This window comes from Mesorhizobium sp. M1334, from assembly GCF_040317995.1.
Classification (GTDB): domain Bacteria; phylum Pseudomonadota; class Alphaproteobacteria; order Rhizobiales; family Rhizobiaceae; genus Mesorhizobium.
Genome location: NZ_JAMYLM010000025.1, coordinates 15,452 through 29,388, shown reverse-complemented (window position 1 = coordinate 29,388; position 13,937 = coordinate 15,452). Strand labels below are relative to the sequence as shown.

The window sequence follows — 13,937 nt, the reverse complement described above, 5'->3', positions numbered from 1 at the left end:
GAGCCATGCGCGGTGCCAAAGAAATATGAAGTTTGTTACGCAGACGAAATTCCGGTTGGCGGGCGACGGATTGTCAATATCGCGGGACGGAGCGTCGGGATCTTCAACGTCAATAACGAATACTATGCCGTTCGAAACAGCTGCCCACATAAAGGTGCACCCCTTTGTAGAGGACTTATCGACGGAATGGTCAAAGGCGCAACGCCAGGCCAGTACGAGTATGAGCAAGAAGGCGAAATAATTCGGTGTCCGTGGCATGGCTGGGAGTTCGCGATCAAAACGGGGCGGTCCGTGTTCAATCCCCATAAGGTTTGGGTGCGCGGCTATCCCGTGAGCGTGGAGGTCAAAAGCTCTGACTGCGCTGAAGCCAACCCAAACAGCATAGAGGAGGATCCATCGGTCGACACCTACCGTGTATCGGTAGAGGAAACTCACGATAACCGTCGAGCAGCGCTCTATATACATCTTTAGGTTGCCTTTATAGTAGGCGACTCTGCTGTGACAGGCGGTTGAAAGAACCTAAGCGCCTCAAATGAGGTGCAGTGGCTCACAACTCGCGCCTACGGTCCTCCGTCTCGTGGGTGGCAGACCGTGGGCGGAGGAGCAAAGCGATTTGGCTATACTGCCCTTGTTCGAAGCGGAAAATGCACGTCCTGCTCGAAAGGAGCTGGTCCAAATGGAACGCGATCGCTTGCGACGATCCGTTGTGGTGAGTGACTGAATTATCGTACGACAGCGGTAATAAGCCAATTGTGCAGGGATTAAAGATTAACCAACGAACGCATAAAAAAAGGGGAAGTGAGATGAAAGAACTGAATTTTCTTGCTGAGCGCGTCGCGAAAGCCAAGCTGTCCCGACGTGAGTTTCTAGGTCGGGCCGCGGTGCTTGGCGTCAGCGCGGCGTTCGCCAACAATCTTCTCGCCACGGCCGCAATGGCCGAGGGGCCTGTGAAGGGGGGCATGCTGAAGGCTGGGCTGCAAGGTGGGACGGCGACGGATAGCCTTGATCCGGCGACGATGACGAATGCATACCAATTTATCGCCAGTCGCCAGTGGGGCGAAACGATTGTTGAGCTGGACGCAGATAGAAAAGTGCAGCCGGGACTTGCCGAGGAATGGGGACCTTCGAAGGACGCCAAGACATGGACCTTCAAGATCCGGAAGGGCGTACAGTTCCATGACGGGCAGGAAATGAAGCCGGCAGATGTGGTCGCTACCATCGAGCGCCATTCCGACGCCAACTCGAAATCCGCCGTGCTGCCTCTTTTGGAGGGCATCGACAGGATTGCCGTTGACGGCCAGAACGTAGTCTTCGCGCTCAAAGAAGCCAACGCGGACTTTCCATACATTATCACCACGTTCCAACTGGTGGTCCAGCCGAATGGCGGCAAAGACAACCCGAATGCCGGCATCGGAACTGGACCTTACAAGGTCACGGTCAACGATGCTGGTATCCGGTTCGGCGGCGAAAGGTTTGGAGGTTACTGGCGGGACGATCGAGGCTTCGCCGATCAGATTGAAATCGTTGTCATCAATGACCCGACCGCCCGCACCTCCGCGTTGCAGAGCGGGCAGGTCCATATGATCAACCGAGTTGATCCGAAGGTAGTCGAACTTCTAAAGCGCTTTCCTGCAATCACCGTTCGCAACGCTAAGAGCCGCGGCCACTATATGTTTGTTTGCCAGTGCGATGCGGCGCCCTTCGACAACAATGACCTGCGCCTCGCGCTAAAATATGCCATTGACCGCCAGGAGATGGTTGAAAAGATACTGGGGGGCTACGGCTCAGTTGGCAATGACACGCCAATAAACAACACATATCCTCTGTTCACGGACATGGAGCAGCGCAGGTACGATCCTGACAAGGCAGCCTTCCATTACAAGAAGTCGGGCCACTCGGGATCGGTGCTCCTTCACACGTCCGACGTCGGCTTTCCAGGCGCTGTGGAAGCTGCCCAGCTCTACCAGGCGAGCGCGGCCAAGGCGGGCATTATTATGGAGGTCAAGCGCGAACCGGGCGACAGCTACTGGTCACAATATGAAAAAATGCCCTTCCACGTGAGCTACTTTGGGGGCCGTTCAACTCAGGACATGACGTATTCTCTCATGTACCATTCTAAAGCGCCATGGAACGAGTCTCGCTTCTTCAACGAGAACTTTGACCAGATGCTGGTCCAGGCACGCGGTGAGCTCGATGCCGACAAGCGCAAGAAACTCTATGCCGACATGGGGCAGATCCTCCGTGACGAAGGCGGCGCGATCCTACCGATGTTCAACGACTTCATCGATGCCACAGGGCCGCAGGTTGGCGGCTGGGCCACGGATGGCAACCAGGAACTTATGCACGGCTATGCACTATCCAAATGCTGGCTGCAGGCTTAAGGACCTACTATGGTTGCCAAGCTTATTGCCCAGCGCATCGCGCTGGGCATCCTGTTGCTAGCCGCCGTTTCGGTTCTGATATTTGCTGGGACCAATCTCCTGCCGGGCGACGTTGCGCAGGCCGTTCTCGGCAAATCGGCAAGCCCGCTGGCGCTCGAGAATCTCAGAAGGGAAATGGGCCTCAACGAACCTGCCCATGTCAGGTATTTCCACTGGCTGTTCGGAATTCTGCAGGGTGACCTGGGCACTGCGCTGACGACCAAGCTCGATATAGCCACTTCCATCAGGGAGCGGCTGTGGAACACACTGTTCCTCGCCTTCTGGGCCGCCATCGTGGCGGTCCCGCTTGCCGTCATCCTGGGGCTTGTCGCCGTGCATCATCACAACCGCCCGGTTGACAAGCTGATCTCGGGCTTGGCGCTTGCCTCCACTTCGGTGCCGGAATTCTTCATTGGCTACTTGCTGGTCTATTTCCTCGCGGTGAAATTCCAGCTCTTTCCAGGCATTTCTACCGTCTATGACGGCATGCCCTTCCTCGACAGGATGAAGGCGATAGCGTTGCCCTGCACCGCGCTGACCCTGGGCATCCTCGCACATATGATGCGAATGACGCGGGCCGCGATCCTCAACGTAATGCAGTCGGCTTATATCGAGACTGCCGAACTGAAGGGCTTGACGGCGTTCGAGGTCATCCGCAAGCATGCTCTCCCCAATGCCATTGCCCCGATCATCAATGTCGTGATCCTCAATCTCGCCTATCTCGTGGTCGGCGTCGTCATTGTCGAGGTGATCTTCGTCTATCCGGGCATGGGACAGTATCTGGTCGACCATGTCGCCATGCGCGACGTGCCGGTCGTCCAGGCGGTCGGCCTGATCTTCGCCGCCGTCTATATCTTCCTCAATGTCGTGGCCGACGTGGCATCCATTCTCGCCAATCCGCGCCTCAGGCATCCGCGGTAATGAGCACCATGCTAAGACGTATTCCCATCGGCGCGCTGATAGGCCTTGTTATCACCGCGCTTTTCTTCCTCGTGGCGATCTTTGCACAGTGGATCGCCCCCTACGGCCTCGGCGACGCCGCCGGCGGAGTCTGGGAGCCCATATCGGCGAAATTTCTCTTCGGCACCGACAATCTTGGCCGCGACCTGCTCTCGCGTATGATCTATGGCGCCCAGACGACGATCCTGATCGCGGTGCTGGCGACACTGCTTTCCTTCTCGATGGGCGCAATCCTCGGCTTCACCGCCGCCGTGGTTGGCGGCTGGTTCGATATGTTGATGTCCCGTTTCGTCGACCTGCTGATGGCAATCCCGACGCTGATCTTCAGTCTCGTGGTGCTCTCGGTCCTGCCTTCGACACTGGTCACGTTGATCCTGGTCATGGGCACTCTCGATGCGACTCGCGTCTACCGCCTGTCACGCGCAATCGCATTGGACTTGAACGTCATGGATTTCGTCGAGGCTGCCAAACTGCGCGGCGAAGGCAAGTGGTGGGTGATCTTCGCCGAAATCCTGCCGAATGCGCTGTCGCCGCTGGTCTCGGAACTCGGGCTGCGCTTCATCGGTGCAGTGCTCGTCCTCTCCGCGCTCTCCTTCCTCGGCCTCGGCGTGCAGCCGCCGGCAGCGGACTGGGGCGGCATGGTCAAGGAGAACAAGGATGGCATCGTCTTCGGCATCCCGGCGGCGCTGATCCCGGCTGCGGCGATTGCCGCGCTTGCCATCTCCGTCAATCTGGTCGCCGATTGGATCCTGAATCGCACCACCGATCTCAAGGGCGGGCGCGGCAATGGCTGATGTGCTGCTCGATATCCGCAATCTTCGCATTGAGGCGACCACCTATCCGCCCGGCGAAAAGCCGATGACGATCACCATCGTCGATGATGTGTCGCTGACGCTCGAGAAGGGCAAGGTGCTGGGCCTGATCGGTGAATCCGGTGCCGGCAAATCCACCATCGGGCTCTCGCCGATGGGCTATGGCCGCGGTGGTGTCCGCATCACCGGCGGCGAAGTCATCCTTACCGGGCGCGACATCCTCAAGCAGGGTAAGAACGGCATCCGCAAACTGCGCGGCCATGAGGTATGCTATGTCGCGCAATCCGCGGCGGCGGCCTTCAATCCCGCCCTGCGGCTGATGGATCAGGTGGTGGAAAGCTCGCTCAAGCACGGCTTAGCCAACCGCGCCGAGGCCGAACGCCGGGCGGTGGCGCTGTTCCGCAAACTCAGCCTTCCGGACCCGGAAAATATCGGCAAGCGCTATCCGCACCAGGTCTCCGGCGGACAATTGCAACGCGTGATGACGGCGATGGCTCTCTGCCCTGAGCCGGATCTGATCATCTTCGACGAACCGACCACGGCGCTCGACGTGACGACGCAGATCGACGTGCTCGCCGCGATCAAGCAAGCAATCCACGCCACAGGTGTTGCCGCGCTCTATATCACCCATGACCTTGCCGTTGTCGCGCAGGTGGCCGACGACATCATAGTACTGCGCCATGGCAAGATGGTCGAGACGGGGACCGCCCATCAGATCATCAAGGAGCCGAAGCAGGCCTATACCCAAGCGTTGGTCTCCGTGCACCATATCGAGCACGAAGAAAAGCAGCCGACGCCGAAACCGATCCTATCGGTGAAGAACGTCACGGCCGCCTACGGCAACGGCATTTTAAAGGTGTTGAAAAACGTCTCGGTCGATATCCATCCCGGCCAGACGCTGGCTGTGGTTGGCGAATCCGGCTCCGGAAAATCGACGCTGGCGCGGGCGATCACCGGCCTGCTGCCGCCGCAGCAGGGTGAGATCAGCTTCGAGTGCCGTAAGCTTTCCAACCGACTCGGCGGCCGCACCAAGGAAGACCTCCGCCAGCTTCAGATGATCTACCAGATGGCCGATGTGGCGATGAACCCGCGCCATACCGTCGGCACGATCATCGGCCGGCCGCTGACCTTCTACTTCGGTCTTAGAGGTGCCGAACGCGAAAGGCGGGTCAAGGAGCTGCTCGAAGAGATCGAGATGGGCACGGGCTTCATCGACCGCTATCCGGCCGAACTGTCAGGCGGTCAGAAGCAGCGCGTGTGCATCGCGCGTGCGCTGGCGGCGAAACCCAAGCTCATCATATGCGACGAGGTAACGTCAGCGCTCGACCCGCTGGTGGCCAACGGCATCCTGAAGCTATTGCTCAATCTCCAGCAGATTGAGCAGGTGGCCTATCTCTTTATCACCCATGACCTCGCGACAGTGAAATCGATTGCCGATTCCATCGCCGTCATGTATCGCGGCGAGGTCGTGCGCTATGGGGCGAAGAGCCAGGTGCTGACGCCGCCGTTCGACGACTATACGGATCTCCTGCTGTCGTCCGTGCCGGAGATGGAGCTCGGCTGGCTGGAGAAGGCTACCGCCGGGCGGAAGATGGCGAGCGCGGGGAATTAGCGATGTGAGTCTTCGCGAAACCGTGAGTTCAATGAGGTTCCTCTGCCCCGGCGGCTCTCTTCACCAGCAAGCCTGCTCGCGCCTTCCAGCCTGGCCTGTTCATCCGAATTTGCACGCGTCACAATGCCGGTCGGAGGCCGCAGACGCAAATCGGCGTGCCTGAGAACATATTGCGCGGACTATGCGGCGGGCGGCTGATCTTTAAAGACGGGGATTCTAGCGGCGTTGCTCGTCCACTTTACTGTCATTTGTCGAGCGACGTGAGTGGCATATTCTCAGCGTGACCGCGCTGGTCTATGCGTTGGACCCTATATAAACGGTGGGCATTGGCTGGTGTGATAGCCAACTTCTTGGCAAACTGTATATTTTGGGAACGCGAGAAACCTGCCATCTTCCCTAACAATAAATCATCTGATTGCGCGCAGTAGCATAAATCTATGGCTCCCTCCGACTCTAAGGTAAGCTTCCTTCCCTGCTTGGAACGAAGGCGTTCCAAGTGGGGCGGGTTGCTGCTGACCAACGCAGTTACCCCTCAGGCTACGCAAAGGATTGTTAAAATGCCAGGACACAAATTCGCGGAAACCATTAGGTCGGGAAAACCGCAAATTGGAGCCTGGATGCAGATTCCACACGTGATGGTCGCAGAGACACTGGCACAGACAAACCTAGATTTTCTATTGGTCGACGGTGAGCATGCACCCATTCCACCCGACGCACTTTTAGATATTCTTCCAGCGACCGAACGATACGGCATGCCTGTACTTTATAGGGTCGCCTGGAACAGGATTGAACTCATTAAAGCCGCGTTAGATCATGGGGCGAACGGCATCATGGTGCCGATGGTAAACTCCGGTGCCGAAGCCATCGAAGCTGTCTCGTCCGCAAAATATCCGCCTGCGGGCAAGCGCGGATCTGGAGCGTGGAGAGCATCTAACTATTATCAAAATGATGCGGAGTATCGCAAGAATGCGAACTCTAGCTTGGCCGTCGTACTCCAGATTGAAACACGAGAGGCCCTCAACAATCTCGACGACATAGCCTCAACGCCTGGTGTCGACGCGCTTTTCATCGGCCCGGCAGACCTTGCCCTTTCCTTGGGCATCGAACCGGGCAAGCTGACGCACGAGTTGCTGGATGCCTGTCAGGCAGTCGCCAATGCCGCTAAGAAGTACGGTATAGCATCGGGTAGTGATGTCGCATCCATAGACTATATGATACGGCTCCAAGAGCTTGGCCTCAGCTTGTTCACTTACGGATCGGACCCCGATTTTATTTTACAGGGAGGCCGCGCTGTGGCGAGAGATTTCCATAATGCGCTCGGCGGCACGATTGCCGAGATCGACGTCAACTCGGTCATCGCCTCGCCGAAAGATGCCATAGCGGTCGACGGCCTGATCATCCCAAGCAAGTCCGAAGGAGCACGGCAATGAGAGCGGCGATCATCGGCGGCGGAATTATCGGCGGCGGCTGGGCGGCGCGCTTTCTGCTGAATGGCTGGGACGTCTCGGTTTACGACGAGGACAGCAAGTCGATCGACCGCCTCCGGTATGTCATCGATCAGGCGCGGGTGAGCCTTCCGCAAATCTATGACGGTCAATTGCCTCAGTCGGGCAATCTTTCCGTCCATTCCGACCTGGCCAGCGCAGTCGCCGGGGCGGATTGGGTCCAGGAGTCGGTTTCCGAGCGCATCGACATCAAGTCGGCGGTACTCGGCGAAATCTGCAAGGCCGCTGACAAGGCCAAAGTGATCGGCTCCTCAACCTCAGGCTTGATGCCGTCGGTCCTCGCCGATGGGCTGCCCTGTGCGGACCGTTTCCTCGTCACCCATCCCTTCCACCCCGTCTACCTCCTGCCGGTTGTTGAAATAGTCCCATCGCCGAAGTCCTCCCAAGACACAATCTCCACGGCGAACGACGTCCTCGTCAGCATCGGCATGAAGCCGCTGCTGATGGGGCGCGAGATAGACGGCTTCATCGGCAATCGGCTCCAGGAAGCGATGTGGCGCGAGGCACTGTGGATGGTGAAGGACGGTATCGCCACCGTCGCCGAGATCGACGACGCGATCAAATACGGGTTTGGCCTGCGGATGGCGCAGATGGGCCAATTCGAAACCTATCGGATCTTGGGCGGTGACGGCGGCATGGCCCATTTCATCGCGCAGTTCGGTCTGGTACATCCGCTCTCGAAGCTCATGGACGCGCCCGGGCTGGATGACGTACTGGCCTCCACCCTCGCGGCGCAGTGGGACGAGCAGGTCGGCAACAAATCGACCGCGGAACTCGAACGGCTCCGCGACGCCAACCTCGTCGGCATCATCCGCGCGCTGCGGGCGACGAACAGCGGCGCCGGCGGCGCGGCCGTCGATCACGACGCGCGCGTGAAAGACAACGAACAGAAGAGAGGGGGGGCGGCAAGGGCTGAGAACTTTGACACGATCATCTCGGCGGCGGTCATAACGGCCTCACCTGACGATTCAATCACTTGACACAAAATGCTGAATTCCCTCACGAACATGTTGCAAACGGACAAATTGCGTCGGCTGAACGCGGTTATGCTGCTGCGTCGCCGTTCGGAAAGGCCACGACGATCCTGCCGGCCGGGTCCGGGCAATCGCCGACGGGACGCTCGACCTCGGGCAGATCGTTCACTTCTGACCTTGCCCCTCTTATCTAATCCGGTTTGAAGTTCGTTCTGGCCCATCGAGAGGACCAGGACATGAAACGTAGCCGCTTCTCTGAAGAGCAGATCATCGGAATTTTGAAGGAACATGAGACCGGGATATCGGTTGCCGATCTGTGCCGCAAGCACGGGGTCAGCGACGCCTCGATTTACAACTGGAAGGCCCGCTTCGGCGGGATGGACTCTCCGAGGCTCGGCGACTGAAGGCTCTGGAGGACGAGAACACGCGGCTGAAGCGGCTTCTGGCCGACGCCATGCTCGACAATGCCGCGTTGAACGATCTTGTGGGAAAGAAATGGTGACGCCCGCGGCCAAGCGGAAAGCTGTCGCTCGCCTGAAGGAAGGCTTCGGGATGAGCGAACGGCGGGCGTGTAAAGCCATCGGCTGTTGCCGCATGACGGTTCGCTACGAGACCAGCAGGCCGGACGACCGCGAGCTTCGCGAGCGGATGAAGGCGATCGCGCAGGAGCGTCGCCGGTTCGGCTACCGGCGTCTTCTCGTGATGCTGAGGCGGGAGGGCCTGGTCGTGATGACCTGCCACTGAATTTTCATCCGGCTGCAGTTAGAGCCTCGGCGGGTTTTACGTATGGCGCGGGTTGAGCAACGGGTGATCGGCGGAGCTGGTCGGGGTTGCGCAGCCGATCGTCCGTTGCGGTGAGATTGGCGGCATAGGCCGCAGGCGTGATGTATCGCGAATGTGGGCGCGATCGGTTGTAGTCGTCTGCCCATTCGGCGATGGTTGTTCGGGCATGGTCGAGGCCGAAGAACAGGGTTTCGTTCAGCAACTCGTCCCGCATCCGCCCGTTGAAGCTTTCGCAGAAGCCGTTCTGCATCGGCTTGCCTGGCGCGATGAAGTGCCATTCCACCTGATGATCCTTCGACCAGGCGAGGATCGCGTTCGAGGTGAACTCGGTGCCGTGGTCAGAGACGATCATGCCCGGCTTGCCGCGCCGGGCGATCAGTTCCGTCAGTTCACGCGCCACCCGGCGGCCGGAGATCGAGGTGTCCGGGATCGCAGCCAGGCATTCGCGCGTCACGTCGTCGACGATGTTGAGGACGCGGAAGCGCCGGCCGCAGGCGAACTGATCATGGACGAAATCCAGCGACCAGCGCGCGTTCGGCTTCGCCTGGACCAGGATCGGAGCCCGCGTGCCGACTGCTCGCCGTCTTGCCCGGCGCTTGCGCACGGCCAGTCCTTCTTCGCGGTATAGCCGGTAGATGCGGTTGATACCCGATGCCTCGCCCTCGCGCCTGAGCAGAATGAACAGCCGCCGATAGCCGAAGCGCCGGCGCTCGTTGGCAAGGTCTCGTAGCCGGCCGCGCAGTTCCATCTCAGGTGGGCGACAAGAACGATACCGGATCATCTTGCGATCAGCGCCCACAAAGGAACAGGCCCGCCGCTCCGACAAGCCCATCGTGGACTGCAGATGCGCGACGGCTTCGCGCTTGGCGGCGGGCCCTACCATTTTTTTGAAAGAAGCTCGCGCAGTGCCGCCGCTTCGAGCATCTGGTCGGCGAGCAGCTTCTTCAGCTTCGCGTTCTCGTCTTCTAAGGCTTTCAGCCGTTTGGCATCGGAGACGTCCATCCCGCCATACTTCGCCTTCCAGTTATACAGCGTCGCCTCGGAGATCCCATGCTTGCGCGCCAGGTCGCCCGCCTTTGCCCCCGCCTCATGCTCGCGCAGAACCGCGATGATCTGCTCTTCCGTAAACCGCTTTCTGTTCATCAGTCCGTCCTTCAATCGAGGCCGGACTCTAATCTCAGTTGGAGGAAATTACCCGTGGCAGGTCAGTGAACCACAAGAAGCTGTTCCGGCTCTATCGGGAGGAGAAGCTCGCCGTTCGCCGCCGTGGCGGCCGCAAACGGGCGATCGGGACAAGGGCGCCGATGCTGGTGCCGCTGAGGCCCGACGAGCGCTGGTCGCTCGACTTCGTATCGGACCAGCTCACCGACGGGCGCCGCTTCCGCATCATGGCCGTCGTCGACGACTGCACGAGAGAGTGCCTGGCACTCATCGTTGATACGTCTCTTTCGGGCATGCGGGTTGCCCGCGAATTGGACCGGCTCATTACCGAGCGCGGCCGGCCGAGGATGATCGTCAGCGACAATGGCAGCGAGTTCACCTCGAACGCCATCCTTTCCTGGGCGGATCAGAGCCGCGTCGAATGGCATTACATTGCGCCCGGCAAGCCGATGCAGAATGGCTTCATCGAGAGCTTCAACGGCCGACTGCGCGATGAACTGCTCAACGAGACGCTGTTTACCTCGCTGGCTCAGGCGCGCGTCGCCATCGCCGTGTGGCGCGCCGATTACAATCCTGTTTCATAACACCCATCTGTCTATGTCGTTGAAGTGAATAGGTTTTGCTGATCTGGATGCGATCCCGTGGGGTATTTTGGGTTTTGCCGCGCGCGATGAACGATGCGCTGTGCCGCAGGTTCGCCAAGCGTTGATCGGCTGAAGACCCATGGACCATCCGGCAGAGGATGAACGCCTTCGATCTCGCCCGCCTCGGCGGCGAGCCTGAGGGTCTTCGGTGCAACGCCGAGAAGGCGCGCCGCCTTGTTCAGGTTAAGCCATGGCTCTTTGCCGTCCGCCGCTGGCCGGAAGACAGGGATCTTATGATGCGACCTGTGCGCGGTGACCCGTTCGCGTGTCCATCGATTGCCGTGGCCGGTCACCAGTCCATTGCGGTTGAGGATGCCAGCAATCAGATCATCATTGGCGATGAGCACCAGTTGGCGGACGGCCGCGATGATATCGCCGGACGTGCTGTTGCGCTGTCCACGGCGCCGCTTCGGCAGGCGCAGTTCAGTATGGACGCCGCCAACCCAATGGATCAGAAGAACGATCTCTGACGCTTCGTCATCGATATCGGCGACCACCTCCCGGATGACGCGAACGATGCGCTTCTTGAGCCTTGCATCCGTCGTCGGCGTCGCCCACACAGCCTTGAGATCGGCGGCGAGCGCGGTGACGTGTATTGGCGACAGAAGTGATGGCTCCGATGTCGAGGCATCATGCGCGGCAATCCTGCTCTCGATCTCGCCGACACGCGTAAGCGCCCGGTTCCATCGCAACTCCAGTTCCGCCGCGACCAGCCGGTTCTGCGGATCGATGGCGTCGTATTGCCGGAACGCCCGATCGGCGTTGTAGCGTGCCGCCTCGCGATCGCGCATCAGAGCATCGCGGACCTGATCGCGGCGACTGGCCGCTTGCGCTTCGGCCTCGACGGCCGCGGCTATCGCTGCCGGCTCGACAACCCGCAGAAGAGCTTCCTCGATGGCGGCGTCGACGCGTAGTCCACCGAAGGCGATGCAACGCGGCTCGCCATTGTCAAGCAGACCACGCCAGCAGGATAGCGCGGAATGTTGTGGTTGGTTCCCGTGTAGCGGACCGTCAGCTTGCGGCCGCAGCGCCGGCAGCGGACAAGGCCGGCGAGCAGAGCGTCGCCATGCTTGGGCGCCCCGTGATGCCGGCTCGTGGGCACGTTGTCGCTCACCATCTTGCGGATCGCTTCCGCCCTTTCCCAGCTGACGTAGCCTTCGTGTGCACCCGGGATCAGCGCCAGCCATTCATCACGCGCCTTACGGCGGCTGCGCGAACGAATGGCTGTTGCATCATATCCCGACGCAGCACGAGTCTTACCATAGGCGTAGGCGCCGCCGTAGATCGGGTTCTCGATCATTCGGTGGACGGTCGCATAGCTTGGCCTGCGCCAGACCACATCGCCATTGTTGCGCTTGGCAGGCAAATCCAGCCCATGTTCGAGGAACCAGAGCAGGGCCTGGCGGGCACTGCCGAGTTCCGCCACCTTGTCAAACACAAGGATGATGGCCTCCTGCATGCGACGGTCGGGATCCTTCTCCAGCCGGTCGCCGACCTTCACGAAGCCGACCGGGGAAGCGACGACGAGTTCACCGCGCCGGGCCTTCTCATAGCGGGCCGACAAGGAGCGCTGACGCAGAAGATCGAGCTCATACTCGTTGAGACTGCCCTTCAATCCCAGCAGCAGCCGGTCATTGCCCTGGCGCGGTGCGTAGACCGTCTCCTGGTCGATCAGCACGGTATCGACGACGCGGCACATCTCGATGAGCTGCTGCCAGTCGCGGCTGTTGCGGGCGAAGCGCGATACCTCCCGCGCCGCAACCGCCCCAACCTTGCCGAGACAGACTGCTGCGACCATCCGATCGAAGCCCGCTCGCGCGACACCGCCAGCAGCAGAGCGGCCGAGATCGTCATCGACCGTCTCGATGCAAGACCAGCCGAGCGCGACCAGGCGATCGCGCATCGCATACTGCAGGGCGCTGCTCTCACGATTGTGCAGAACCTGATGGGCCGAGGACTGCCGCACATAAAGGATCGCCTTTCGCTCCAGATGGTGGGGCCGGATCTTCTCATGCATCATGGCGTGCCTCCTCCCGTGGAACGGCGCGCTCGCCGTCGACGTGGTCGAGGATCAGGCGCACCATCAGCTTTGTCAGCGTCAGGCGCGTCTCTTCCGGCAGCGCCTGCCATGGTGGCATCTGCGCGGTCTCCGCATCGTGCGGGTTGGAGAACAGATCGAACTGATATGTCGTGGGCTGGCGCGGCATGGACCTCTCCCCGATTCGCGTCGTGAGGATCCGATGCTGCGCCCGAAACCTCCAATTGCGATGGGGTGTGGGAATTGGCCGTCGCGTCCTGCAGCAGTGTCACCAAGACGCCAAGCGTTCTGGGATCGACATGTGGGGCAGCGGCAATGCGCCACGCGGTGCAGACCGCGCGATCAAACATCCAGGCCGGAACCTCCAGCCACCGATCGGAGGCGTGGCCAGAGAGACTGCAGCGGAAAACCTCCCGGTCAGCCTTCTCGATCACCTCATGAACGTGAACACAACGCCCGGCCCAGGGATGCCATGGATAAAGAAACTTGCGTTCCTCGGTCCCGTGGGCGTTCTCTCGTCGTGTTGTACAACACCGCCCGGCCGCACTCCCAAATCGCCTGGCAGACACCGGCCGAGTTCGCCGGCACCTTCAATCCGCGACGGTCGCTCGCGCTGCGCGATGCCAAAGGCTCCGCGCCAGCGCCCGTCGCTTCACCCGCCCAGCAGGGCACAACCCACGCCGGAAACGAACTCAAAACTGGATAGAAACTGGGGGCAACGTCACTTCGATCCTCGCGAAAGTTGCCATCGCCCGATCGGCCTCGGGCTCGCCGCCGGCCATCTGCTTGCGCCTAGCATAAAGCTGTGACGGAGCTGCGCCGAACACCTCCGCGACCTCGGCCACCGACGAACCCGCCGCGCTCGCCAGATCGACCAACGCGCGCTTCTCCGTGCAACTCCACAGCCGCCGCTGCCGCACGCGCCCAGGCACCGCTGCACAATCTTCGGCCGGCGCCCCGCCGCTGATCTCTGCGACCATATCGCCCTTCGCATGTTCCAATGTCATCGCGCGAAAGCTCCATGTTCA

At 60.4% G+C, this 13,937-nt stretch carries 12 protein-coding genes and 3 pseudogenes; 9 read left to right on the top strand and 6 right to left on the bottom strand.

All coding sequences use genetic code 11. The features are described 5' to 3' along the window. Nucleotides 1-12 precede the first annotated feature (12 nt). The 8 genes and pseudogenes from NKH17_RS28065 to NKH17_RS28030 form a co-directional block, all read left to right on the top strand. Nucleotides 13-471 carry a Rieske (2Fe-2S) protein gene (locus NKH17_RS28065; RefSeq protein WP_352972877.1) on the top strand — a complete coding sequence of 153 codons (459 nt, stop codon included), beginning with the start codon at nucleotides 13-15 and terminating at the stop codon, nucleotides 469-471. A 332-nt stretch (nucleotides 472-803) separates the two neighbouring features. Then, entirely contained in the window at nucleotides 804-2,381 is a 1,578-nt protein-coding gene (locus NKH17_RS28060) for an ABC transporter substrate-binding protein (RefSeq protein WP_352972874.1), read from the top strand. A gap of 9 nt (nucleotides 2,382-2,390) precedes the next feature. Next, nucleotides 2,391-3,341, top strand: coding sequence for an ABC transporter permease (locus tag NKH17_RS28055; RefSeq protein WP_352972872.1), 951 nt, complete (start codon nucleotides 2,391-2,393; stop codon nucleotides 3,339-3,341). Between the two features lie 8 nt (nucleotides 3,342-3,349). After that, nucleotides 3,350-4,174 carry an ABC transporter permease gene (locus NKH17_RS28050; RefSeq protein ID WP_352972958.1) on the top strand — a complete coding sequence of 275 codons (825 nt, stop codon included), beginning with the start codon at nucleotides 3,350-3,352 and terminating at the stop codon, nucleotides 4,172-4,174. Then, nucleotides 4,167-5,804, top strand: a complete 1,638-nt coding sequence (locus NKH17_RS28045; protein WP_352972870.1) for an ABC transporter ATP-binding protein — start codon at nucleotides 4,167-4,169, stop codon at nucleotides 5,802-5,804. The genes NKH17_RS28050 and NKH17_RS28045 overlap by 8 nt, the downstream gene beginning before the upstream one ends. 437 nt (nucleotides 5,805-6,241) lie before the next feature. Continuing rightward, entirely contained in the window at nucleotides 6,242-7,234 is a 993-nt protein-coding gene (locus NKH17_RS28040) for an HpcH/HpaI aldolase family protein (protein ID WP_352972867.1), read from the top strand. Beyond that, the gene (locus NKH17_RS28035; protein ID WP_352972865.1) at nucleotides 7,231-8,289 is read left to right on the top strand and encodes a 3-hydroxyacyl-CoA dehydrogenase NAD-binding domain-containing protein; all 1,059 of its coding nucleotides are present in this window, start codon (nucleotides 7,231-7,233) and stop codon (nucleotides 8,287-8,289) included. The genes NKH17_RS28040 and NKH17_RS28035 overlap by 4 nt, the downstream gene beginning before the upstream one ends. 230 nt (nucleotides 8,290-8,519) lie before the next feature. Then, nucleotides 8,520-9,012 (top strand): annotated as a pseudogene (locus NKH17_RS28030) (transposase); the annotation flags it as partial. A 19-nt stretch (nucleotides 9,013-9,031) separates the two neighbouring features. Here the strand turns inward: NKH17_RS28030 and NKH17_RS28025 are convergent. Both NKH17_RS28025 and NKH17_RS28020 read right to left on the bottom strand, forming a co-directional pair. Next, a complete protein-coding gene (locus tag NKH17_RS28025; RefSeq protein ID WP_352972955.1) occupies nucleotides 9,032-10,090 on the bottom strand; it encodes an IS3 family transposase in 1,059 nt (352 codons plus the stop codon). Next, nucleotides 10,057-10,209: pseudogene (locus NKH17_RS28020) on the bottom strand (transposase); the annotation flags it as partial. The pseudogene NKH17_RS28020 and the gene NKH17_RS28025, both read right to left, overlap by 34 nt. 56 nt (nucleotides 10,210-10,265) lie before the next feature. On the opposite strand from NKH17_RS28020, the pseudogene NKH17_RS28015 reads away from it, so the two are divergent. Then, nucleotides 10,266-10,799: pseudogene (locus NKH17_RS28015) on the top strand (IS3 family transposase); the annotation flags it as partial. A 23-nt stretch (nucleotides 10,800-10,822) separates the two neighbouring features. Here the strand turns inward: NKH17_RS28015 and NKH17_RS28010 are convergent. The 4 genes from NKH17_RS28010 to NKH17_RS27995 form a co-directional block, all read right to left on the bottom strand. Next, entirely contained in the window at nucleotides 10,823-11,662 is an 840-nt protein-coding gene (locus tag NKH17_RS28010; protein WP_352972862.1) for a MerR family transcriptional regulator, read from the bottom strand. A gap of 62 nt (nucleotides 11,663-11,724) precedes the next feature. After that, nucleotides 11,725-12,891 (bottom strand): recombinase family protein, encoded by a 1,167-nt coding sequence (locus tag NKH17_RS28005; RefSeq protein ID WP_352972860.1) that lies wholly within the window; start codon nucleotides 12,889-12,891, stop codon nucleotides 11,725-11,727. Next, nucleotides 12,881-13,078: a hypothetical protein gene (locus tag NKH17_RS28000; RefSeq protein WP_023722661.1), complete on the bottom strand. Its 198-nt coding sequence runs from the start codon at nucleotides 13,076-13,078 to the stop codon at nucleotides 12,881-12,883. Before NKH17_RS28000 ends, NKH17_RS28005 begins: the two co-directional genes overlap by 11 nt. Nucleotides 13,079-13,601: 523 nt before the next feature. After that, entirely contained in the window at nucleotides 13,602-13,889 is a 288-nt protein-coding gene (locus NKH17_RS27995) for a transposase (RefSeq protein WP_352972857.1), read from the bottom strand. Nucleotides 13,890-13,937 lie beyond the last annotated feature (48 nt).